Here is a 22,307-nt window from a genome sequence, read left to right as displayed (position 1 = left end):
TGGCAAACTACCGCTTTTGCACCATTTTCGCTGCCACGTCGGGCAACAGAGGAAGAATAATCCACATGAAATGGCTATGTTCAGTAGGTATCGCGGTGAGTCTGGCCCTACAGCCAGCACTGGCGGATGATTTATTCGGCAACCATCCATTAACGCCCGAAGCGCGGGATGCGTTCGTCACCGAGCTGCTCAAGAAAATGACGGTCGATGAGAAAATTGGTCAGCTGCGTTTAATCAGCGTTGGTCCGGATAACCCGAAAGAGGCGATCCGCGAGATGATCAAAGACGGGCAGGTTGGAGCGATTTTTAATACCGTAACCCGTCAGGATATCCGCGCCATGCAGGATCAAGTGATGGAACTGAGCCGCCTGAAAATTCCTCTCTTCTTTGCCTACGACGTGCTGCACGGTCAGCGCACAGTTTTCCCGATTAGCCTCGGTCTGGCGTCCTCTTTTAACCTCGACGCAGTGAAAACCGTCGGGCGCGTTTCAGCTTATGAAGCGGCGGACGATGGCCTGAACATGACCTGGGCGCCGATGGTCGATGTCTCGCGCGATCCTCGCTGGGGTCGCGCTTCCGAAGGTTTTGGTGAAGATACCTATCTCACCTCAATTATGGGTAAAACCATGGTTGAAGCGATGCAGGGTAAAAGCCCGGCAGATCGCTACTCGGTGATGACCAGCGTCAAACACTTTGCTGCTTACGGTGCGGTTGAAGGCGGTAAAGAGTACAACACCGTCGATATGAGCCCGCAGCGCCTGTTTAATGACTATATGCCGCCGTACAAAGCGGGGCTGGACGCAGGCAGCGGCGCGGTGATGGTGGCGCTGAACTCACTCAACGGCACGCCTGCAACTTCTGATTCCTGGCTGCTGAAAGATGTTCTGCGCGACCAGTGGGGCTTTAAAGGCATCACGGTTTCCGATCACGGTGCAATCAAAGAGCTGATTAAACATGGCACGGCGGCAGACCCGGAAGATGCGGTGCGCGTGGCGCTTAAGTCCGGGATCAACATGAGCATGAGTGACGAGTATTACTCGAAGTATCTGCCTGGGTTGATCAAGTCCGGCAAAGTGACGATGGAAGAGCTGGACGACGCTGCCCGCCATGTACTGAACGTTAAATATGATATGGGGTTATTTAACGACCCATACAGCCATCTTGGTCCGAAAGAGTCTGACCCGGTTGATACCAATGCCGAAAGCCGCCTGCACCGCAAAGAAGCACGTGAAGTAGCGCGCGAAAGCCTGGTGTTGCTGAAAAACCGCCTTGAAACTCTGCCGCTGAAAAAGTCGGCAACCATTGCGGTGGTTGGTCCACTGGCGGACAGCAAACGTGACGTGATGGGCAGCTGGTCCGCAGCTGGTGTTGCCGATCAATCCGTGACTGTACTGACCGGGATTAAAAATGCCGTCGGGGAAAACGGCAAGGTGCTGTATGCCAAAGGGGCGAACGTCACCAGTGACAAAGGTATTATCGATTTCCTGAATCAGTATGAAGAAGCAGTCAAAGTCGATCCTCGTTCTGCCCAAGAGATGATTGATGAAGCGGTGCAGACGGCGAAACAATCTGATGTGGTGGTGGCTGTGGTCGGTGAAGCCCAGGGGATGGCGCACGAAGCCTCCAGCCGGACCGATATCACTATTCCGCAAAGCCAGCGCGATTTGATTGCGGCGCTGAAAGCCACCGGAAAACCGCTGGTGCTGGTGCTGATGAACGGTCGCCCGCTGGCGTTGGTGAAAGAAGATCAGCAGGCCGACGCGATTCTGGAAACCTGGTTTGCGGGTACGGAAGGGGGTAATGCGATTGCCGATGTGTTGTTTGGTGATTACAACCCGTCCGGTAAGCTGCCGATGTCCTTCCCGCGTTCTGTCGGGCAGATCCCGGTTTACTACAGCCATCTGAATACCGGTCGTCCGTATAATGCCGACAAGCCGAACAAATACACTTCGCGCTATTTTGACGAAGCTAACGGGGCGCTTTATCCGTTCGGCTATGGTCTGAGCTACACCACTTTTACCGTCTCTGATGTGAAACTTTCTGCGCCGACCATGAAGCGTGACGGTAAAGTGACCGCCAGCGTGCAGGTGACGAACACCGGAAAACGCGAAGGGGCAACGGTGATTCAGATGTACCTGCAGGATGTGACGGCTTCCATGAGTCGTCCGGTGAAGCAGCTGAAAGGTTTTGAGAAAATCACCCTGAAACCGGGCGAAACTCAGACCGTCAGCTTCCCAATCGATATTGAGGCGCTGAAGTTCTGGAATCAGCAGATGAAGTATGATGCCGAGCCTGGTAAGTTCAATGTCTTTATCGGCACTGATTCCGCACGCGTTAAGAAAGGCGAGTTTGAGTTGCTGTAATGCTTTAGTAAGGGCGCGAAATTTGCGCCCTTTGCCTGATGCGCTGCGCTTATCAGGCCTACAGGGTGTGTTTGCAACTTGTTTAATTTTCACCCTTTGTAGCGCCGCATCCGGCAAGATACACCGGGCAAGATATGCCCTTTAAGTATTTATCTGATTCTGCAACTGAATCCTTCCGCTCAGGCTAACCCCGCCATTATCAACTATGCTTTTCTCTTAATTCGCTGAAAACAACAGTAAAAGAATGAGGAAAGCATCATGCCACTCTCAAAGCTCTGGGCGGGTTCACTGGTTATGTTGGCAGCTGTGAGCCTGCCGCTACAGGCGGCTTCCCCCGTTAAAGTCGGTTCGAAAATCGATACTGAAGGCGCACTACTCGGCAACATCATCTTGCAGGTACTCGAAAGCCACGGCGTACCGACGGTGAATAAAGTCCAGTTGGGAACGACACCCGTGGTGCGCGGGGCAATTACTTCCGGCGAACTGGATATCTATCCGGAATATACCGGCAATGGTGCTTTCTTCTTTAAAGATGAAAACGATGCAGCGTGGAAAAATGCCGGGCAGGGCTACGAGAAAGTCAAAAAGCTCGATGCGGAGCAAAACAAGTTAATCTGGCTGACGCCCGCGCCTGCGAATAACACCTGGACCATCGCCGTGCGCCAGGATGTGGCAGAGAAAAACAAACTCACTTCGCTTGCCGACCTGAGCCGTTATCTGAAAGAGGGCGGCACCTTCAAACTGGCAGCCTCGGCAGAGTTTATCGAACGCGCCGATGCGTTACCCGCTTTTGAAAAAGCCTATGGCTTTAAACTCGATCAGGATCAGTTGCTGTCACTGGCCGGTGGCGACACGGCGGTGACGATCAAAGCCGCTGCCCAGCAAACCTCTGGCGTTAATGCCGCAATGGCTTACGGCACTGACGGCCCGGTCGCGGCGCTGGGGCTGCAAACCTTAAGCGATCCGCAAGGCGTGCAACCTATCTACGCGCCTGCGCCAGTGGTGCGTGAGTCGGTGTTGAAAGAGTATCCGCAAATGGCACAGTGGCTACAGCCAGTCTTCGCCAGCCTCGATGAAAAAACGTTACAAAAACTGAATGCCAGCATTGCCGTTGAAGGACTGGATGCCAAAAAAGTGGCTGCCGACTATCTGAAACAAAAAGGGTGGACGAAGTAATTTCCCGTGTCTTATCTACGTATTAATCCTGTTCTGGCGCTGCTGCTGTTGCTGACGGCAATCGCAGCGGCGCTGCCGTTTATCAGCTATGCACCTAACAGGTTAGTCTCTGGTGAGGGACGTTATCTCTGGCAACTGTGGCCACAAACGATCTGGATGCTGGTGGGCGTTGGTTGCGCCTGGCTGACTGCCTGTTTTATTCCCGGTAGAAAAGGCAGCATTTTTGCACTCATTCTGGCGCAATTCGTCTTCGTATTGCTGGTGTGGGGAGCTGGAAAGGCGGCGACACAACTGGCGCAAAATGGCAGTGCGCTGGCGCGAACCAGCCTCGGCAGTGGTTTCTGGCTGGCTGCGGCGCTGGCATTGCTGGCCTGTAGCGATGCCATCCGCCGAATTTCCACGCATCCGCTGTGGCGCTGGTTGTTGCATATGCAGATTGCCATCATTCCGCTCTGGTTACTGTTCTCCGGTACACTTAACGATCTCTCGCTAATGAAAGAATACGCCAACCGTCAGGATGTGTTCGATGACGCGCTGGCGCAACATCTGACCCTGCTGTTTGGTGCGGTGCTGCCTGCGTTAGTGATTGGCGTGCCGCTGGGCGTCTGGTGCTACTTTTCCACTGCGCGGCAGGGGGCGATTTTTTCTCTGCTCAATGTCATTCAGACCGTGCCTTCGGTGGCGCTTTTTGGCCTGTTGATTGCGCCGCTTGCCGCGCTGGTTACTGCCTTTCCGTTGCTGGGTACGCTTGGTGTGGCAGGAACAGGCATGACGCCCGCACTGATAGCGCTGGTGCTCTATGCTTTGCTGCCTCTGGTGCGCGGCGTGATAGTCGGCTTGAACCAGATCCCGCGTGATGTGCTGGAGAGCGCCACAGCGATGGGTATGAGCGGGGCGCAGCGTTTCCTGCATGTCCAGTTACCGCTGGCGCTGCCAGTATTTCTGCGCAGCCTGCGGGTGGTGATGGTGCAGACCGTCGGTATGGCGGTGATTGCGGCGTTAATTGGTGCGGGTGGCTTTGGGGCGTTGGTTTTCCAGGGGCTGTTAAGCAGTGCCATTGATTTAGTGTTGCTGGGGGTGAGCCCGGTAATTGTACTGGCGGTGCTGATCGACGCGCTGTTCGATTTGCTTATCGCACTGCTGAAGGTGAAACGTAATGATTGAATTTAGCCATGTAAGCAAACTGTTCGGCGCACAAAAAGCCGTTAACGATCTCAATCTCAATTTTCAGGAAGGGAGTTTTTCGGTGCTGATCGGTACATCTGGCTCCGGTAAATCCACCACCCTGAAAATGATTAACCGCCTGGTGGAGCATGACAGCGGAGTGATCCGCTTTGCCGGAGAAGAAATTCGTTCGCTGCCAGTGCTGGAGTTGCGCCGCCGGATGGGCTATGCCATTCAATCTATTGGCCTGTTTCCCCACTGGAGCGTGGCGCAAAACATCGCCACCGTGCCGCAATTACAAAAATGGTCGCGGGCGCGGATTGACGATCGTATCGACGAACTAATGGTGTTACTGGGGCTGGAACCGAATTTGCGTGAGCGTTATCCGCATCAGCTTTCCGGCGGTCAGCAGCAACGTGTGGGAGTGGCGCGCGCGTTGGCTGCCGATCCGCAAGTCTTACTGATGGATGAACCCTTTGGCGCGCTGGACCCGGTAACGCGCGGCGCGTTGCAACAAGAGATGACGCGCATTCACCGTTTGCTGGGGCGCACCATTGTGCTGGTCACTCATGATATTGATGAAGCACTACGGCTGGCAGAACATCTGGTGTTAATGGATCACGGTGAAGTGGTGCAGCAGGGCAATCCGCTGGCGATGCTGACTCGTCCGGCAAACGATTTTGTCCGCCAGTTTTTTGGGCGTAGTGAACTGGGTGTGCGCCTGCTTTCGTTACGTAGTGTGGCAGATTACGTGCGCCGCGAAGAACGGGCTGAAGGTGAGGCGCTGGCAGAAGAGATGACGCTACGCGATGCGCTCTCCCTGTTTGTTGCGCGGGGATGCGAAGTGCTGCCGGTGGTCAACACGCAGGGCCAGCCTTGCGGCACGCTGCATTTTCAGGATCTGCTGGTGGAGGCGTAATCGAATGAAGATATTGCGCGATCCGCTGTTCTGGCTCATTGCTCTGTTTGTGGCACTGATCTTCTGGCTGCCTTACAGCCAGCCGCTGTTTGCTGCCTTGTTCCCACAACTGCCACGACCCGTTTATCAACAAGAAAGTTTTGCAGCTCTGGCACTGGCTCATTTCTGGTTGGTGGGAATTTCGAGTTTATTTGCGGTGATCATTGGCACTGGTGCCGGAATTGCTGTCACTCGCCCGTGGGGCGCGGAATTTCGCCCGATGGTGGAAACTATTGCCGCCGTTGGGCAGACTTTTCCGCCCGTCGCGGTGCTGGCGATTGCCATTCCGGTGATTGGGTTTGGCCAGCAACCGGCGATTATCGCGCTGATCCTTTACGGCGTGCTCCCCATCTTGCAGGCGACACTTGCCGGGTTGGGATCGATTGATGCCAGCGTGACCGAAGTTGCCAAAGGCATGGGAATGAGCCGTAGTCAGCGACTGCGCAAAGTCGAGTTACCGCTGGCAGCGCCGGTGATTCTGGCGGGCGTGCGGACTTCAGTAATTATCAACATTGGCACGGCGACCATTGCCTCAACGGTTGGGGCCAGTACGCTGGGTACGCCCATCATCATCGGGCTTAGCGGATTTAATACCGCTTATGTGATTCAGGGGGCGTTACTGGTGGCACTGGCGGCGATCATCGTAGACCGCCTGTTTGAACGGCTGGTGCAGGCGCTTAGCCAGCACGCAAAATAAAGGTATAACCTGCGAGCATTACGCCACCGATACCGCCTAACGCCATAAACAGGAACAGGGCGATAACCCCAATTTTAGCTATGCGCATAATGCACTCCTTATGTTAACGAAAGGATTGTACAGTAAAGCGCATTTGTTAACGAATCATTAAATGCCGAGTGAGAAAATATCATGCCCTTGTTCCTGCCAACTGGTGAGTTGCTGCTGTTGGGCGGAGGTTCGATTTTCACCGCACCACACCAGCAATGTACGGCCTTCGAACAGTTCAGGGCGTAGTTGATTGAGCGAGTGGGCGAGGACATCAATGCGCCATCCTTGTTGACTGGCAATCCAGCCCTCCAGCCACAGACGAGTGGTATCCTGAATATTCCAGCCAACCACCAGCGCATCTTTGCCCTGTTTTTTACGTGCCGAAGCCAGGCAAATGGCGATGTAGTTGATCAGTACGCCGTCCAGAATCGCCAGCAGTGCCTGGAGAGTCGGTTGTTGGCACTGAAGCCGTCGGCGCAGAGGAATGAACAGATGTGTGGTGAGCGTCTGGGCGGGATAATCCTGACCACGCTCTTTGATCCACATTCGCAGACTTTGCAGGTTGCCACTTTGCAGGTAACTAAGCAGAGTTTCTTGCTGATCGCGCCAGCCGTTCTGCACATCAACATTCTCATTACTGAGTAGCATTTTAACTTTGCTGACCTGCACACCGTTGTCGATCCAGCGTTTGATCTCCCGGATCCGGTCGATATCGGCATCGTTGAACAGGCGATGACCGCCGTCTGTGCGCTGCGGTTTTAACAGCCCATAACGCCTCTGCCACGCGCGTAACGTGACAGGGTTGATATCACAAAGCAACGCCACTTCACCAATCGTGTAAAGCGCCATCGTCCCACCCTTGCTTGCGAGGTCCCAGCATAACTGTAGACGTTCTTTTATGAACCAGGTAGTTTTGGCCGTTTTTTGATCTCGATTAGGATGATTTTGTTTTTGCCAGGTTGTTTTGAGTGATCGTACTCACGATTTTTCATTTTTCTGCAACAGTTCAAAGAAAGTTGAACGCGAGCAATGTATGTTACGCGTTTTAAAGGGACGTGTGGTTTGCGGGTATGTACGATTTTAATCTGGTGTTGCTGCTGCTTCAGCAGATGTGCGTTTTTCTGGTTATTGCGTGGTTGATGAGTAAAACGCCATTATTCATACCGTTAATGCAGGTCACAGTTCGTCTGCCGCACAAATTTCTCTGCTATATCGTCTTTTCCATCTTCTGCATCATGGGCACCTGGTTCGGGTTACACATCGACGACTCTATTGCCAATACCCGGGCCATAGGCGCGGTAATGGGCGGCTTACTCGGTGGTCCGGTAGTGGGCGGACTGGTTGGTCTGACCGGCGGTCTACATCGATATTCGATGGGGGGCATGACTGCGCTGAGTTGCATGATCTCGACGATCGTCGAAGGATTGCTCGGCGGGCTGGTACATAGCATCCTGATCCGCCGCGGGCGTACCGATAAAGTCTTTAACCCCATTACCGCTGGTGCCGTCACGTTCGTCGCGGAAATGGTGCAAATGCTGATCATCCTGGCGATTGCCCGGCCTTATGAAGATGCGGTGCGTCTGGTGAGTAATATCGCTGCGCCGATGATGGTAACCAACACCGTGGGCGCGGCGCTGTTTATGCGCATTTTGCTCGATAAGCGCGCGATGTTTGAAAAATACACCTCGGCTTTTTCCGCTACCGCGCTGAAAGTTGCGGCCTCGACGGAAGGCATTTTGCGCCAGGGCTTTAACGAAGTGAACAGCATGAAGGTGGCCCAGGTGCTGTATCAGGAGCTGGATATTGGCGCGGTAGCGATTACCGATCGCGAGAAACTGTTGGCTTTTACTGGTATTGGCGACGACCATCATTTACCCGGCAAACCGATTTCTTCGGCTTATACCTTAAAAGCCATTGAAACCGGAGAAGTGGTTTACGCCGATGGCAACGAAGTGCCCTACCGTTGCTCTTTGCATCCGCAGTGCAAGTTAGGCTCAACGCTGGTGATCCCTCTGCGTGGTGAAAATCAGCGGGTGATGGGTACCATCAAATTGTATGAAGCTAAAAATCGGCTGTTCAGCTCGATCAACCGCACGCTGGGGGAGGGGATTGCACAACTGCTTTCGGCGCAGATCCTCGCCGGGCAGTATGAGCGGCAAAAAGCGATGCTCACCCAGTCAGAGATCAAACTGCTTCACGCCCAGGTCAATCCCCATTTTTTGTTTAATGCGCTTAACACCATCAAAGCCGTGATCCGCCGTGACAGCGAACAGGCCAGTCAGCTGGTGCAGTATCTTTCCACTTTTTTCCGCAAAAACTTAAAGCGGCCCTCGGAGTTTGTTACTCTCGCCGACGAAATTGAACATGTGAATGCTTATCTGCAAATTGAAAAGGCGCGCTTCCAGTCTCGGTTGCAGGTCAACATTTCTATTCCGGAGGCGTTATCTCAGCAGCAATTGCCCGCGTTTACCCTACAACCGATAGTGGAAAACGCCATTAAACATGGGACATCACAACTCCTGGATACGGGGAGAGTGGCAATTAGCGCCCGACGTGAGGGGCAACATTTAATGCTGGAGATCGAAGACAATGCCGGTTTGTATCAACCGGCAACCAATGCCAGCGGGCTGGGGATGAATCTGGTGGATAAGCGTTTACGTGAACGGTTTGGCGATGACTATGGGATAAGCGTCGCCTGTGAGCCTGATAGTTACACCCGAATAACGTTACGACTGCCATGGAGGGATGAGGCATGATTAAAGTCTTAATTGTTGATGATGAACCGTTAGCTCGGGAAAACCTGCGTGTGTTTCTGCAGGAGCAGAGTGATATTGAAATTGTCGGCGAATGTTCAAACGCCGTAGAAGGGATCGGCGCGGTGCATAAACTGCGCCCGGATGTGCTGTTTCTCGATATCCAGATGCCGCGTATCAGCGGTCTGGAAATGGTGGGCATGCTTGACCCGGAACATCGCCCGTATATTGTTTTTCTCACCGCGTTTGACGAATACGCTATAAAAGCCTTTGAAGAACATGCCTTTGATTATCTATTGAAGCCGATTGATGAAGCGCGGCTGGAGAAAACACTGGTGCGTTTGCGACAGGAGCGCAGCAAGCAGGATGTTTCGCTGTTACCGGAAAATCAGCAGGCGCTGAAATTTATCCCTTGTACCGGTCATAGTCGTATTTATTTGCTGCAAATGAAAGACGTGGCGTTTGTTAGTAGTCGAATGAGCGGTGTTTACGTTATCAGCCAGGAAGGGAAAGAGGGCTTCACAGAATTAACTTTGCGCACGCTGGAGAGCCGCACACCGCTACTGCGCTGCCATCGACAGTATCTGGTTAACCTCGCGCATTTACAGGAGATTCGCCTGGAAGATAACGGTCAGGCTGAGTTGATTTTGCGTAATGGATTAACCGTCCCTGTCAGCCGCCGTTATCTGAAAAGTTTAAAAGAGGCGATTGGCCTGTAAAAGACTGCTAAAATGGCTTTTTGCCTCATTTACACCCGAAGGCCTCATGCTAAGTAACGATATTCTGCGCAGCGTGCGCTACATTTTGAAAGCCAACAATAATGACCTGGTGCGTATCCTGGCGCTGGCTAATGTTGAAGCCACCGCGGAACAGATCGCCGTCTGGCTACGTAAAGAAGACGAAGAGGGTTTTCAGCGTTGTCCGGACATTGTTTTGTCTTCATTCCTGAATGGTTTGATTTACGAAAAACGCGGCAAGGATGAGTCTGCTCCGGCACTGGAGCCGGAACGTCGCATTAATAACAACATCGTGCTGAAAAAATTACGCATCGCGTTTTCGCTTAAAACCGATGACATTCTGGCGATCCTGACCGAACAGCAGTTCCGCGTTTCCATGCCGGAAATTACTGCAATGATGCGTGCCCCGGATCATAAAAACTTCCGCGAATGCGGCGATCAATTCTTGCGTTATTTTCTGCGTGGACTGGCAGCGCGCCAGCATGTGAAGAAAAGCTAAGACGGGCATGGCGGCCATGCAAGAACATGGCCGCCGACAGATTATTTCACTTCTTTAAAACCAGCAGCAGCCATGACCAGTTCAATCTGCTTCATGCTGACACCTTTGCTGGTATCTTCATCACCCATCTTGATACCGGAAATGCCCTGCAGGGCTTTCAGATCAACTTTTTCCATATCGATATTTACATTTTCCTGCGCGTAAGTATCGGTATAGGTTAATTTTTCTTCAACGCCCGGAATGTTTTTGTATTTGGCGCTTAATGGCTCAAGTTTCTTAGCTGCATCTTCTTTGGTGGTTGCACCAATGGTTGCAAACTGAATTTTGGTTTCTGAAGATTGCTTAATCACTTTGTCGCCTTTGTAGACATAAGTAATGGCAATTTCAGTACCGTTCAGGTTAGCGCTAAATTTCTTAGATTCTTCTTTGTCACCGCAGCCTGCGAGAGAGAAAACCAGAACAGATGCAACAACGAGGGAAAACAGCTTGTTGAAAGCCTTCATGTAAAACTCCATTTTATCAAAATCAGGAAACTGGTGACTCTCACCAGGGCGCTATAGAATATGCTTTATACCTTGTTTTGAGCAGTCCGGAAATGGAGTAGAACTCTTAATAAAAAGCATCTTTCCCTCCTTGTTACTCAAGCATCAGTAATAACTGCTCGCAAAGTAAAACACAGTTATTCAATGCTTCTACCCTTGAATCGCATTCCGGGTTACGCAATTGTGCCAACACATGCGCCAGCCGATAAAAACCCACTGCGGTAAGTTCATTCGCCAGCAATTCGGCCTGACCAATAGCGCTTTGTTCCTGATAGTGCCAACCGTTATGTAGCAGTTGAATGAGCAATGTCTGGCAGCGCATCAGCAACTGATGCGCTGTGGATGGCGCAGGAAGAACGTTGGCAGAAGGTAGTGCTGCAACAGGCGCAGTTTCAGCGTCCAGCGCCCAGGCGCGGGTTAGCGTCATCATTACCCGCGGCTCCAGCGTTAACTGCCCGTCGACAAAACGGACAAACCCAGAAACCAGATTCACGGGATCATCCGTCTGCTGCAAAAGCGCCGCCATGCGTTCAACCGCAAAGGGGGCACAGGCAGAGGCTGGCAGCGATAACGTCAGCACATTATTTTCACCTTCGCCGCTAATCACCTGCGCATCCAGCGTCTGGCGGCTGCTGTCCCATCCCAGCGAAATACACTCCGCCACCGGCAGAATAAATAAATTATCCACCTGATTTAGCGGCCGGACGCAGACTGGCGGGCGCAGGTGTAAGTATTCCCGCATAGCTTCAATGCCGGGCTGGCGCAACGGCGCCCCCAGCATTTGCCAGGCATCAGGCGACAGTGGGACAACACTGCTTAAGCGGTTGCGAGTAGCTAACAGCAGCTCGCCTTCGGCACTGCGACGCGCGGCTTGTGAAACAATTTGCCCACCTGCCAGTGCGCCAGCCTGAAAACTAAACAGCCGACGTGTGGCAGCCGGTGAGTTTTCCTGTTCGCTTCTCGGCCAACTGCGCGAAAGGTGCAAAATACTGCCGGTGTCGGGATCGGTGAACCAGATGCGTAAACCATACTGCTCAATATCCTGCCAGCAACGCATACCTAGCGACACCAGCCGCAGATGATCAAGCTTTGCTTCTCCGGCAATGCCTGCGCCAACCACCGTGCGCCACGGCATGGGAGGAATTTCACCAACACTGTCGCGGCGCGCCATTTCTTGTGCACTGTTCAAGCGACTGGTTAACGCCGCCAGCTGACGCAGGCATTCTCCGGCGTGGTAGTGGCTGGCGCGGGCGTGGAAGGCATCAACGCTTGCCCGTAGCTGTCGTATTGATTCACTCACCCAGCGCCAGTTGCAGGTCTCTGCCGCCTGCAATGCGCGGTTGAATGCTGCCTCGTAATGGATGAGCGGCTGGCTGATGCCGCCAAGCCATAATGCCTGGCTTAATTGCTGAACATATTGACGACACGCGTTGCCCTCGTTGCTGGCAAATGGGTCATCATTCGCGGCAACTTGCTCGCTTCGCATCTGCCAGATCAAATGGGTAAATTCTGTTTGCTGCGCTTTGGCCTGGACAAAGGCCTGTACCGCCAGCACGACATGTTCGCAAAGTGTTCCTTCAATGCAATCACAGCGCGCGAAGCGAATACTGCTGCGGGAATAAAAACGGACGTCACTCATTGGTAAGCGAGCAGAGGGAATCTCTCCTGGCGAACAGAACAACTCAATGGTGATGCCTTTAGCGACCAGCGCCTGTGCGCGTTTACGGGTGGCATCGGGTAGGGTTGCCAGCTCTCCCAGCCAGATTGCTGGATCCCACTCTTCTTCTTTTTCCGTGGGCTGGGCGGTAGCGCAAAGTCGTTGATAACTTAACACCAGCATCACGCGATGGCGGCACATGCCGCTGGCCCCGCAGCTGCACTGAGCCTCTTTCAGTGCCTGACCGTTCGTCAGCTGGGTACGGACACCGTCACTGAAGGTGGCGATTAAAGCGCCGTTTTCATGACTGATTTCTGGAACATTGCCATTTTCCAGTTCCTTAAGGCTGCGCTTAACAAAACCGGCATTGCTTAACGCCGTCAGTGCCTGTGGTGTCAGTTCTAATAATTCCGGGCGTAGTGAATTCATGATTGAAGATTCTCCGCCAGCCAGGTAGCCAGCTCGCCCGGCGTCATCGCGGCTATTTGTGCGCCGACATTAACCAGCGCCTGGGCCATATCGCGGTCATAGCAAGGTGTTGCGGTGCTATCGAGCGCTGCCAGTCCCAGCACTTTGATGCCGCTCTGGACACACTTTTTCACCTGATGCGTCAGCAATGATGATGAACCCCCTTCATAAAAATCGCTCACGAGGATAATGATGCTTTTTGCTGGTTGTTCAATAAGTTGCCGACCATACTCCACGGCACTGGCGATATTGGTCCCACCGCCTAATTGTACTTTCATTAATAACTCTACCGGATCGGCAACGTCTGCCGTGAGATCAACCACGCTGGTGTCAAAAGCGACCAGATGGGTACGAATGCCGGGTAACTGCCATAAACAGGCCGCCATCACCGCAGAGTGGATCACCGAATCGACCATCGATCCGCTTTGATCAACCAGTAAGACCAATTGCCATTGTTCACTGTGGCGCTTAATACGGCTGTTAAAGCGGGGGGATTCGATATACAACTTGCCATGTTGCGGGTGCCAGTGTTGCAGGTTGGCGCGCAGAGTACTTTTGAAATCGAAATTACGCGCCAGTGGAATAAATGAGCGACGGCGGCGATCGCGGACACCAGAAAAAGCCTGGCGAACTTCCTTTGCCAGTCGCGCCATAATTTCTTCCACTACCTGGCGCACTATCCGGCGGGCGGCAACCAGCACTTCAGGATTCATCAGATGTTTGGTGTGCAAAACGGCGCGTAGCAGGCTTTCAGAAGGCTGCATACGTTCCAGCACGTCGAGATTCGTCACCACATCTTCAATGCCGTAGCGCAGCACGGCATCGCTTTCCAGCCGCTCAATTACCTGTTGCGGAAACAGCGTGTGAATACTGTTGATCCACTCAGGCGTGGTGAGATTTGAGCCACCTAATCCGCCGGAACGTTCACCACGCTGGATCCGTTCAGGATCGCGCCCGTACAGCCACTCCAGCGCGTGGTCTATTTGTCGGGCGTTGTCATCCAGTCCACAAAGCGTCGTTTCTGCCGCTTCGCCAAGAATCAATCGCCAGCGTTGTAGCTCACGGGTGGTCAGAAGATCATTCAGTTCAGACATGGAAAACTCCCCAGTGTTGCAGCGATGCCAGTGCCTGCTGTTCGAGTTGTTGATGATGTGCAATGGCCTGCGGTGGGCAATGCAACGGCATTTGCAGCGCCGAGACGGGAAGTTGCGCCAGTTGATAATGCTCAAGCACCTGATGCGCCAGCGTCCCGCGTTCTCGTGGCGGTAGCCAGGCCATCGCCGCGCGTAAATCGGGCAGGGCGTTGATAAAATCGGCGTCACTTAGTTGATTTAAATGACTGCTGAAACCGGCGATAAATGCAGGCTGACAGGCCAGTTGATGGCGGGCCAGCGCCAGCAAACCGTGCAGCGCCTCGCCGGATTGTGCCGGGGATAACTGCGTCAGCATCGTCAGCGCCGCTTCGGCACTGGCGTTGGGATGTTCCAGACGCATCAGTGCGCCAAGAGCCGCACCGCGATCCAGTGCCGGGGCATGAATCGCCTGACTGCGGCGCTCCAGTAAGGTCACCGCCGCAGAAAGAGAAACGCCGGGGAGCTGCACACCGCTATGTAGATCGCGCAGGATATGACACAACGCTTGCCAGCTATGCAGGTGAGCGTGAAACTCCTTTTCATCCGGTCTGCCGTTGGATTCACACAGCCACAGCGTGCGATCGATAGCCGCGCATAACGTCGTTTGTAATATCTGCGCGCCTTGCATACCGCTAATTTCATCCAGCCGCCATAAGGCATATAGCACTTCCAGCGCCTGGCCCATTTCGGCAAATTGATTTTCCTGGGCGATTAATAATGTGAGTTGCTCCAGTAATTGTTGACTGAAGGACGCCAGACCCGCTAACGCCGCCTGGCTAAGACATGTGGTGATACTGCCGATTCCACCCGCGTCCAGCATATCGGCTTCTAATTTATTGCGTGCGGCTTCCTGGAGTGTGGCACCAAAACAGGCGGCCTCAATCAATGCCGCATGTTGGCTAAGCGGGCGGGTTAATTTCCAGTGTTCTTCACCGTTGCCTGCGAGCGTCAGCGTACTTCCGTGCTGGCGCACAATGCCGGGAATCTCGAGTATTGCCAGCCGATGTAACACCTGACTTTGTGCCAGCCCATCGGAGGTAAAGCGATTTAAGGTAAGCTCAGTCGGAAGAGTGATTCCGGTACGTTCCAGTTCGCAGGTGACATCTTTTGGCAGAGGCGGTTGTGGCGTGGAGGGGGCAAGTTTACCGAATCCGTCACCCGCTAATGTGTCTATCAACGTAACCAGAATCGGATCGGTATCGGGATGAATAACTCCGCGATAGCTCCACGGCAACGGCGCGTTCAAGGCTTCTTTAATCAGCGATCCTGCTATAGCATCCAGCCAGTCAGTGCGTAACGGTAGTGTATGACCACGCAACTGTGCCAGAGCCATCGCATGCAGATGAGCGGCAGCCATATCAGCGGTTGAAGCAGGCAAGTGGTGCTGGCGCAAACGGGTAAGAACCGTTTTTAGCAGTTGTTCTCCCGCCTGCCGCAAGCCCCACTGCCAGCACCAGTTTTGCCAGACCGGGGCAGGCATACCGGAAAGGTATCCAGCCAGCACATCAAGGCGCTTTTCACTGTATGGCGTGAGATAGCAACCTGTAACGGCATCTGCCAGCGAGGGCAATTCTGGCTTGTTAATTTCCTGCGGACATTCTCGCCACATTTTTGCCAGTGCAGGAGCGTGCCAGCCGCCGCAGACGACTAACACGTCGCCATTGTTTTGCTGCATCGCCCATGCAATCCAGCGGGCCATAAAGGCTTCGCGCTGACGATTGAGGGCATCGCCGGGGAAGTCGCCCCGCAGTTGGGCAAAATAGCGCGCCAGTGCAGAGGGTAATGCAGTTTGCTGGCTTTCATCTTCGAACAAGTGATCCCACAGGGTGTCGCTGTTATCCATGCGGGTGGCACGCAGCAGCAAGGTCTGGCTTTCCTCTTGCGTATCAGGCGAATCGTCCTCTTCTTCACCTTGCGCCCAGCAAGGCAAATCAATGAAGTAAGTTTGTGCCTGAATACGACGTGCGGCTTGTAGCGCCTGCCACTCCGGCGAAAATTCAGCAAATGGCGTCCAGGCACCACGCCCGGGGGCCGCACCGTCCTGATACTGGCAATAACTGTAAATAGCTACCGGAAGCTGGTGGGCTAAAAACAGTTCGTCTACCCGGTCATTAAAATCAGCCGGGCCTTCAATCAACACGTATCGTGGCCGCTGGCTTTCTATTAGCGAATTCACCAGCCGGGCGCAGGCCGGGCTATGATGCCGGATGCCGACAATTAACGGCTCGCTCATGCATCTTTCCTCACGGCAGGCGGTGGCGGGCTTGATAATAAGCCTGCCAGTGAGCTTCTTTATGTGTGGCGACACGCTGTTCGAAGTAACGGCGCAGACGAGCGCGATCTTCTTCGTTATCTTTGACGATGGTTCCGGCAATACAGTCCACCAGGTCGGCTGGCTCCCCCGCGCGATTCGCTAAAAACCAGGCGCGGACGCCCACAGCGTGGGCCACGTTCACGGCTTCAGCGGTGGACATAATCGCTGTTAGTGTATCCATTGACGTTTTCTTTTCGCCGTTGGCACGCAAGTCGCGGAAAGTGCGTACCAGTAACTCCAGTACCGCGTCAGGCACTTTATGCGGAATACCGCTATGGGCCAGCAAACGCGCCGAAGCACTGGCGACCAGCTCCAGCTCCTGGGCGAAATCCATAATCGGAAAAACCGTTTCAAAATCGAAGCGACGCTTTAGCGCGGCACTCATTTCATTGACGCCGCGATCGCGGGTATTGGCAGTGGCAATAATATTAAAGCCTTCTCGCGCATAGAGCTGACTGGCTTCACCAGTGAGTTCCGGCACCGTCATTACCCTGTCAGAAAGCATACCTAACAGACAGTCTTGTACTTCCAGCGGTGTACGCGTTATCTCTTCAAAACGGACAATTTTGCCGTCGCGCATTCCCTGGTAAAGCGGGGCAGGGACCAGCGCTTCCGTTGACGGACCATGGTTGATAAGCAGGGCGTAGTTCCAGCCGTACTTGATTTGATCTTCGGTGGTAGATGCGCCGCCCTGGATGGTTAACCCGGCATCGCCGCTAATAGCGGTTGCCAGTAATTCAGACAGGAGAGATTTTGCGGTACCCGGTTCCCCCACCAACATCAAACCGCGTCCGGTGGCAAGAGTGACTAACATACGTTCGACAGCGGAGGGACTAATCACGACTTTACGGCTAATATTTTGCGCTTCGTCGCCAAGGATAAAAGCACGGGCTGCAGGCAAACTTAACTGCCAACCGGGCGGGCAAGGTGCGTTATCATTTTGCTTTAATTTTGCCAGTTCAACGGCGTATAACACAGCAGCAGGCGGACGCTGCAGATGATTATTCTGCGGTGACATATATTCATCCCTGAAATGTATTAATAAAATAAACGATATTTTACGCGCAATAAATGTTTGGCGCATTAGTTGTTTGAGCGGAAAATATCTGGAAAGCAGATCACAGTAAATAAAAAAACCTGCTGGTGAGGCAGGTTCTTTTATTTACTACTTTGATGTTAAGTTACTGATAGTGCAACATGGCATCTCAACGAACGAATTATAACCACCTCTGGACCGTGTTGCAATTAAGATAATGAGATTTATAATCCTGACTGTTGGGAAGTTGCGCCGGATCGAACCAATTTCAAGTCCTGGCTACCGGACGGGTGGTGCCGCAGGTGGTGCCCTGATCCGGAGTGCAACATGGCGACTCAACATACGTAAACCAGTATCGACAGGCAGTGTAAGGGTAAGGTACTGGTGTTGCGCTCCTTAATAAGGAGAGCGGATGGACACGCTGACACAAAAGTTAACCGTGCTCATTGCCGTACTGGAGTTATTAGTGGCTCTGTTACGGTTGATTGATTTGTTGAAGTAACGGGCAAATTGAAACGCATTTAAGGGGGAATACCGTTTCCCCCTTTAATAAAGCTATACTCGTCATACTTCAAGTTGCATGTGCTGCGACTGCGGGTTATTCGGCCCATCCATGGACCTCACCCCTTACGGGGCCGCTACAAGTAGCGTTCAAATCCACTCCATGCGGATTTGTCGTTCACCCCAGTCACTTACTTTAGTAAGCTCCTGGGGATTCACTCGCTTATCGCCTTCCTGCAACTCGAATTATTTAGAGTATATTATTCTATTTCTTGTTTGAATATATTCTGTAGTTCACGATTAAAAATTGCTATTACAGTTTCAGGTGATTCACCTCGTAATTTCCGCTCATCAATACACTCATCTCTTATATAAATCAACGCATCATTTATTAGCGGGTCAGCATCTTCTCGATCACGTTGATGAAATGTTGGATGTAGCCGGAATCGCTCCAGTCGATAGACGGAACCTGTAAATAATTCAGAGCATTTATGGATCTCAAGTCTGAAGGAAAACGGATCTTCAGGTACAGGGACCTCATAATCGTAAATAGCAACCAGCTCTTTTTGCACGATCATCGCTTTCCCCGCTGGTAAGTCGTGTAGATAACGGGCAGTTGCATCACTGCCCGCTGTGTTTTAATGGAAAATGACGTCAGGTGCGCTTAACGCCTCACTTAAATCAAACGTATCGAGTTCGGCAAAAGTGACGGATTTATTGTCACGGTACACCCGAAGAGAATGGAAGCTCATCAGCGCTTTGCTATCAGCACTGTAGTGGTTAAAACCGGGTGAAAACTTAAGGACCAGCCGGTACGCGCCCAGGTCATAGACAAATGCGTCCTCATAGCCTGACTCCCAGCCTTTGTATCGCATTCCCATAAGTTGCCCAACGGTAGCGGATTTACCTTCCCAGCGAGTCAGGCTGTTACTGGTTGACTCGTCAGGTGTGAGCAGTACCGTGCGCCGCGCCAACTGGCGAAAAGGCGGCATAATTTCGTAATCGGCAAAAAGCAGTGCAAATTCACTGCGCATTTCTGCTGTCATTTCTAACGGGTGGGCAATGCCAATCAGGGCGTTCGCAGGCAGGTCAATTGGCTCATCTTGTGCATTGCAGAATTCCCCCTCTGCAGCCACACGAAAGGCGTTGAGTAAACGTCGCGGTTCATTTGCCAGATAAACGCCCCATATCAGTTGCTGGGTAACCAGGCGAGTAAATGGATGATTAACAAAGAGAGAATGAAAATCTGCCAGCGACCAGCGTCGGGTGGTACGTAGTGCCGTTTCAAGACGTGGGAGCAGGTTTTTGCTCACCTGAGTGGCATCTTTTTTTAGTCCTTTTAGTCGGGCCAGTGCATCGGATGCTTTTAGTTGGTCGTCATCGGCGCGCAACCGGGGAACACTTTTCTGGCGAACGTTTTGTTGATCGTAGATAACTGGGTTGAGGTTTTCATCGAAGCGAACGGTAAACTGCCGTGGACCAAAATCAAAAATCAACGCCTGCGGATCATCGAGGCCCAGTGTTGGGACTAATCTGTCCGCTAACTCTTCCTGGCTTAGCCCGCGATTTTCTGCGACCACCTGAAGTAATTCCGCCGCGTTATCACGTAAGGGGCGGGATTTCGCCCGTTGCGATATATGATGCAGCTGTATCAGCGCCATATCATTATTCATCAGGGTGAGTATATTCAGACCACTGACAGCACGGGCAGATTTGCCCTCTTGTGGCCAGGCGAGGATCTGTGTCGTTAGATCCCGTGCCGTGCTTTCGTCGCCAAAGAGACTTAACGCCAGAAATGCCCAGTTGTCTTTTGCGGGGGCGCCAGCTTGTTGCCACGCGGTAAAGAGATCCCAGGCAAAAGTGGCCAGCGTTTGCGGTTGGCAGAACGTTTTCAGTTGTTCCAGCCCGCTATAAAAACGTCCACCCTGGGTAAAGCGCAGCATTTCGCCGATAATTTCCAGAACGTCATCGGTAACAGGCTGATTATTCGTGATAAGTCGCGGCCTGGACCACATTGCCGGATGCCAGAAATCAGGAGCTTTTGGAATGCGTGCCGGGTAAATCTCTATTGGACTCTGTCTAAGTAATTGCTCCAGGGCAGGCCATACATCTGTACGCTGCCAGCGGTTTGCCACGGTTTGCAGCAATTCGCCATATCCTTGTTCGTAAAGTAAACGCAGGGCAAGTAATGCGGCTTCACTGTTGTCGCTGGATTTGGTGAAGACAAGAGGGATGAGTGCAGTAGCCGTATGCTCTGGCCATTGTAAAATCCACTGGCGTGCCAGATTACGCTGGCCCGCAAAACGGTGCCAGACGCGGGCAACGGGCAGCGCCAGTTCGGTGGCGCCGAAATTTAACATTAACGGAAATGTTTCTTTTGGACGATGCGAAAAAGCCAATAACAAACCGGGTAGCGCATCCAATCCGAGGATACTGAGAAAATAGTCTTCGCCAGCGAACAGGTATTTTTTCTCATTGATACGCAGCCAGAACGTCAGTGCCATCTCTCGTGGCAGCTGTGCCAATAAATACAGGTTCCAGACACTCTTTTCCGGACGATAACGTGAGTAGTTGTCATTTTCCCATATGTTAATTAACGCTTCTACGTGACCCCTGCGAAGCGCCTGTTCTGCTAATTGTGCTTCCGGGGAGTTCCAGCCATTCAGGATCTCTTCAACCCGCCCCTGGTAGTAATGCCACTGAACAATGAGTGAATTGCGTGCAGCATCCAGTTTTCCGGGGAGTATATAATTCAGAAACAGCCATACATCATCCCCAAAACCCAGTTCCTGTAATACAACTCGCCCACTTTTTTGTTCCATGCGTTCCGCAAGAGATTCCGTGCTGAAATAACGGGCAGACTCAGTGGCCGCAAGCCTCTCTCGTTCGCCTGGTTGCCAGTAAACTTGCGGAGTTAATTCGAGCGGTGCCAAATCAAGACGTGGAGCTGTCATTTTTTTCTTACTACGCCACGGTGGTGAAACGAGGATTTCAGGCAGATTGCTGTTATCGGTGCTATCAATAACCGGTTTGGGCGGTGCCGATAAATAACTATTCAGTACTGTCCGGGCTTGAATACTTAACCACAGCATGACGTCTTCTGCCAATTGTGGCTGCGATGTAATTAACGTTTGTAACAGCGTACGCCAGTATTCATCGCGTGCTTTTTGCTGGGCAGGCAGCTTTTTGTCTTCGATGATTGGATAACCAGGGCGCGCAGGTGGTTCTTTTAACGCCAGCAGTTCTGCCAGTGCGGCGAGTGTTGCATGGGGGAAATTTTTACTAAATTTAGCAACACGTTGCAGGCTGGGTTTATTTTTATCGGCAACTAGTAGCAAAGTGCGGATGACCTGCGGATGGTTAATTTGCACCAGCAAGCTGCCGCAATCTTCTTTATGCGCATACATCGCGAGGCGCGGAACGGCTGCCAATCCTTGTTCGCGCAAAAGGGCGGCGCAGGCCGCGTAGCCGAAGCGGTTTTCATGCGACATGTAGCTGGCTTCGCGATCGCTAAATATATCCTGGCTCCAGTAGCGTTCGAGTTTTCTCACCGCTTTAGGGTCAGTCGCTACGACTTTTAACCATTCCTTAGAATGAAAATGAGTCCACTGGCTTTCAACACTTACGAGTTCATTAGCAATTTCTGGTTTTTCCGGCAACACCAGCGCAATAAAAGGACGGCGAACTTTGGGTATTCCTGGCAGTGCGGCAATGAGTTTATCCGCGCAACGTTGCCAGCAGCTTTCTTCCGCCAGGGAAAGGTGTTTACGCAGTCGCAGATCGAATTCGTTATAGGTTTCTGAGCGATAGCCATAACTCTGGTCATCAGTCACCGTCATTAAATGCACTATTGATGGATCAGTACGGTAGCCCTGCGCAATACTCTGATGGGCTATCACCACATCCGTCGCATATTCCAGCCCTTCTTTTTGGACGATTTCATCCAGCAACTGCTCACTGTCATTGTTTGCGATACAGATAAGTGCCGCCATTGTAAAGGGAGATACTGACGGCTTATGCTCGCCGAGCAGCGCGATCGCTTGTCTGATGGGGGCGTGCCACTCAGCTGAACAGTGCTCATATTGCCAGTTAATATTTTCTTTGCTGCCTCCACGTAGCAGAAGTTCATCACCCAGTGTCTGGATGAGGCTTTCAGTGATAACAGGCACCGGTTCTCCCGGCCAGCGACGATGGCTGAGTGGTGTTTTGCCTTTTTTATATTTCAGTTCCAGTTGTGCGTTATCCGCCAGCCACGGTAGTTCCTTGCTCATGTGCTTTC

General features: G+C 52.5%; 17 protein-coding genes and 1 pseudogene. 8 read left to right on the top strand and 10 right to left on the bottom strand.

Annotated features, from left to right (window positions below):
- Positions 1-65: 65 nt before the first annotated feature.
- The 5 genes from bglX (at position 66) to yehW (ending at position 6,358) form a co-directional block, all read left to right on the top strand.
- On the top strand, positions 66-2,363 hold the full coding sequence (gene bglX / locus FEK46_RS10175; protein WP_135559390.1) for a beta-glucosidase BglX: 2,298 nt from the start codon (positions 66-68) through the stop codon (positions 2,361-2,363).
- 258 nt (positions 2,364-2,621) lie between these two features.
- Complete coding sequence (gene osmF / locus FEK46_RS10170) at positions 2,622-3,539, top strand: glycine betaine ABC transporter substrate-binding protein OsmF (RefSeq protein WP_130207036.1); 918 nt, start codon at positions 2,622-2,624, stop codon at positions 3,537-3,539.
- A gap of 6 nt (positions 3,540-3,545) precedes the next feature.
- Positions 3,546-4,703 (top strand): glycine betaine ABC transporter permease YehY, encoded by a 1,158-nt coding sequence (yehY, locus tag FEK46_RS10165; RefSeq protein ID WP_135559391.1) that lies wholly within the window; start codon positions 3,546-3,548, stop codon positions 4,701-4,703.
- Positions 4,696-5,622: a glycine betaine ABC transporter ATP binding protein YehX gene (gene yehX / locus FEK46_RS10160; protein WP_135559392.1), complete on the top strand. Its 927-nt coding sequence runs from the start codon at positions 4,696-4,698 to the stop codon at positions 5,620-5,622. Before yehY ends, yehX begins: the two co-directional genes overlap by 8 nt.
- A gap of 4 nt (positions 5,623-5,626) precedes the next feature.
- A complete protein-coding gene (gene yehW, locus FEK46_RS10155; protein WP_135559393.1) occupies positions 5,627-6,358 on the top strand; it encodes a glycine betaine ABC transporter permease YehW in 732 nt (243 codons plus the stop codon).
- Here yehW and FEK46_RS10150 read toward each other — a convergent pair.
- Both FEK46_RS10150 and mlrA read right to left on the bottom strand, forming a co-directional pair.
- Entirely contained in the window at positions 6,339-6,446 is a 108-nt protein-coding gene (locus FEK46_RS10150; RefSeq protein ID WP_001216963.1) for a protein YohO, read from the bottom strand. The genes yehW and FEK46_RS10150 overlap by 20 nt on opposite strands.
- Before the next feature lie 59 nt (positions 6,447-6,505).
- Positions 6,506-7,237 (bottom strand): HTH-type transcriptional regulator MlrA, encoded by a 732-nt coding sequence (mlrA, locus tag FEK46_RS10145; RefSeq protein ID WP_130207028.1) that lies wholly within the window; start codon positions 7,235-7,237, stop codon positions 6,506-6,508.
- Positions 7,238-7,458: 221 nt separating this feature from the next.
- Here mlrA and btsS point away from each other — a divergent pair, with 221 nt between their 5' ends.
- Genes btsS through FEK46_RS10130 form a run of 3 tightly spaced genes read left to right on the top strand, consistent with a single transcriptional unit; the run spans position 7,459 to position 10,377 of the window.
- Positions 7,459-9,144 (top strand): two-component regulatory system sensor histidine kinase BtsS, encoded by a 1,686-nt coding sequence (btsS, locus tag FEK46_RS10140; protein WP_130207026.1) that lies wholly within the window; start codon positions 7,459-7,461, stop codon positions 9,142-9,144.
- Positions 9,141-9,860, top strand: coding sequence for a two-component system response regulator BtsR (btsR, locus tag FEK46_RS10135; RefSeq protein ID WP_130207024.1), 720 nt, complete (start codon positions 9,141-9,143; stop codon positions 9,858-9,860). The genes btsS and btsR overlap by 4 nt, the downstream gene beginning before the upstream one ends.
- A gap of 46 nt (positions 9,861-9,906) precedes the next feature.
- A complete protein-coding gene (locus FEK46_RS10130) occupies positions 9,907-10,377 on the top strand; it encodes a DUF1456 family protein (protein ID WP_130257535.1) in 471 nt (156 codons plus the stop codon).
- 41 nt (positions 10,378-10,418) lie between these two features.
- On the opposite strand, the gene FEK46_RS10125 is transcribed toward FEK46_RS10130, so the two are convergent.
- From FEK46_RS10125 to yehI, 8 genes and pseudogenes are all read right to left on the bottom strand, one after another.
- On the bottom strand, positions 10,419-10,880 hold the full coding sequence (locus FEK46_RS10125) for a YehR family lipoprotein (RefSeq protein WP_130207020.1): 462 nt from the start codon (positions 10,878-10,880) through the stop codon (positions 10,419-10,421).
- Positions 10,881-11,013: 133 nt separating this feature from the next.
- Positions 11,014-13,005, bottom strand: a complete 1,992-nt coding sequence (locus tag FEK46_RS10120; RefSeq protein WP_135559394.1) for an SWIM zinc finger family protein — start codon at positions 13,003-13,005, stop codon at positions 11,014-11,016.
- Entirely contained in the window at positions 13,002-14,138 is a 1,137-nt protein-coding gene (locus FEK46_RS10115; RefSeq protein ID WP_135559395.1) for a VWA domain-containing protein, read from the bottom strand. The genes FEK46_RS10120 and FEK46_RS10115 overlap by 4 nt, the downstream gene beginning before the upstream one ends.
- On the bottom strand, positions 14,131-16,410 hold the full coding sequence (locus tag FEK46_RS10110; RefSeq protein WP_135559396.1) for a DUF5682 family protein: 2,280 nt from the start codon (positions 16,408-16,410) through the stop codon (positions 14,131-14,133). Before FEK46_RS10110 ends, FEK46_RS10115 begins: the two co-directional genes overlap by 8 nt.
- Positions 16,411-16,420: 10 nt before the next feature.
- Positions 16,421-17,509: a MoxR family ATPase gene (locus tag FEK46_RS10105; protein WP_001313986.1), complete on the bottom strand. Its 1,089-nt coding sequence runs from the start codon at positions 17,507-17,509 to the stop codon at positions 16,421-16,423.
- A 539-nt stretch (positions 17,510-18,048) separates the two neighbouring features.
- A pseudogene (locus FEK46_RS23670) lies at positions 18,049-18,120 on the bottom strand (hypothetical protein); the annotation flags it as partial.
- 168 nt (positions 18,121-18,288) lie between these two features.
- Positions 18,289-18,606, bottom strand: coding sequence for a protein YehK (gene yehK, locus FEK46_RS10100; RefSeq protein ID WP_131161438.1), 318 nt, complete (start codon positions 18,604-18,606; stop codon positions 18,289-18,291).
- Positions 18,607-18,666: 60 nt separating this feature from the next.
- The gene (gene yehI, locus FEK46_RS10095; RefSeq protein ID WP_135559397.1) at positions 18,667-22,299 is read right to left on the bottom strand and encodes a DUF4132 domain-containing protein YehI; all 3,633 of its coding nucleotides are present in this window, start codon (positions 22,297-22,299) and stop codon (positions 18,667-18,669) included.
- Positions 22,300-22,307: the final 8 nt, after the last annotated feature.

Source organism: Escherichia sp. E4736 (genome assembly GCF_005781225.1).
Classification (GTDB): Bacteria; Pseudomonadota; Gammaproteobacteria; order Enterobacterales; family Enterobacteriaceae; genus Escherichia.
The sequence above is the reverse complement of the archived record's forward strand: the minus strand, read 5'-3'. Positions and strand labels throughout refer to the sequence as shown.

Excerpts from the sequence above, each read along its gene's own strand:
- FEK46_RS10105 (WP_001313986.1), bottom strand. The coding sequence starts at position 17,509 with ATGTCACCGCAGAATAATCATCTGCAGCGTCCGCCTGCTGCTGTGTTA.
- bglX (WP_135559390.1), top strand. The coding sequence starts at position 66 with ATGAAATGGCTATGTTCAGTAGGTATCGCGGTGAGTCTGGCCCTACAG.
- yehI (WP_135559397.1), bottom strand. The coding sequence starts at position 22,299 with ATGAGCAAGGAACTACCGTGGCTGGCGGATAACGCACAACTGGAACTG.
- FEK46_RS10150 (WP_001216963.1), bottom strand. The coding sequence starts at position 6,446 with ATGCGCATAGCTAAAATTGGGGTTATCGCCCTGTTCCTGTTTATGGCG.
- FEK46_RS10130 (WP_130257535.1), top strand. The coding sequence starts at position 9,907 with ATGCTAAGTAACGATATTCTGCGCAGCGTGCGCTACATTTTGAAAGCC.
- btsS (WP_130207026.1), top strand. The coding sequence starts at position 7,459 with ATGTACGATTTTAATCTGGTGTTGCTGCTGCTTCAGCAGATGTGCGTT.
- yehK (WP_131161438.1), bottom strand. The coding sequence starts at position 18,606 with ATGATCGTGCAAAAAGAGCTGGTTGCTATTTACGATTATGAGGTCCCT.
- FEK46_RS10125 (WP_130207020.1), bottom strand. The coding sequence starts at position 10,880 with ATGAAGGCTTTCAACAAGCTGTTTTCCCTCGTTGTTGCATCTGTTCTG.
- FEK46_RS10110 (WP_135559396.1), bottom strand. The coding sequence starts at position 16,410 with ATGAGCGAGCCGTTAATTGTCGGCATCCGGCATCATAGCCCGGCCTGC.
- osmF (WP_130207036.1), top strand. The coding sequence starts at position 2,622 with ATGCCACTCTCAAAGCTCTGGGCGGGTTCACTGGTTATGTTGGCAGCT.
- mlrA (WP_130207028.1), bottom strand. The coding sequence starts at position 7,237 with ATGGCGCTTTACACGATTGGTGAAGTGGCGTTGCTTTGTGATATCAAC.
- FEK46_RS10120 (WP_135559394.1), bottom strand. The coding sequence starts at position 13,005 with ATGAATTCACTACGCCCGGAATTATTAGAACTGACACCACAGGCACTG.
- btsR (WP_130207024.1), top strand. The coding sequence starts at position 9,141 with ATGATTAAAGTCTTAATTGTTGATGATGAACCGTTAGCTCGGGAAAAC.
- FEK46_RS10115 (WP_135559395.1), bottom strand. The coding sequence starts at position 14,138 with ATGTCTGAACTGAATGATCTTCTGACCACCCGTGAGCTACAACGCTGG.
- yehW (WP_135559393.1), top strand. The coding sequence starts at position 5,627 with ATGAAGATATTGCGCGATCCGCTGTTCTGGCTCATTGCTCTGTTTGTG.
- yehX (WP_135559392.1), top strand. The coding sequence starts at position 4,696 with ATGATTGAATTTAGCCATGTAAGCAAACTGTTCGGCGCACAAAAAGCC.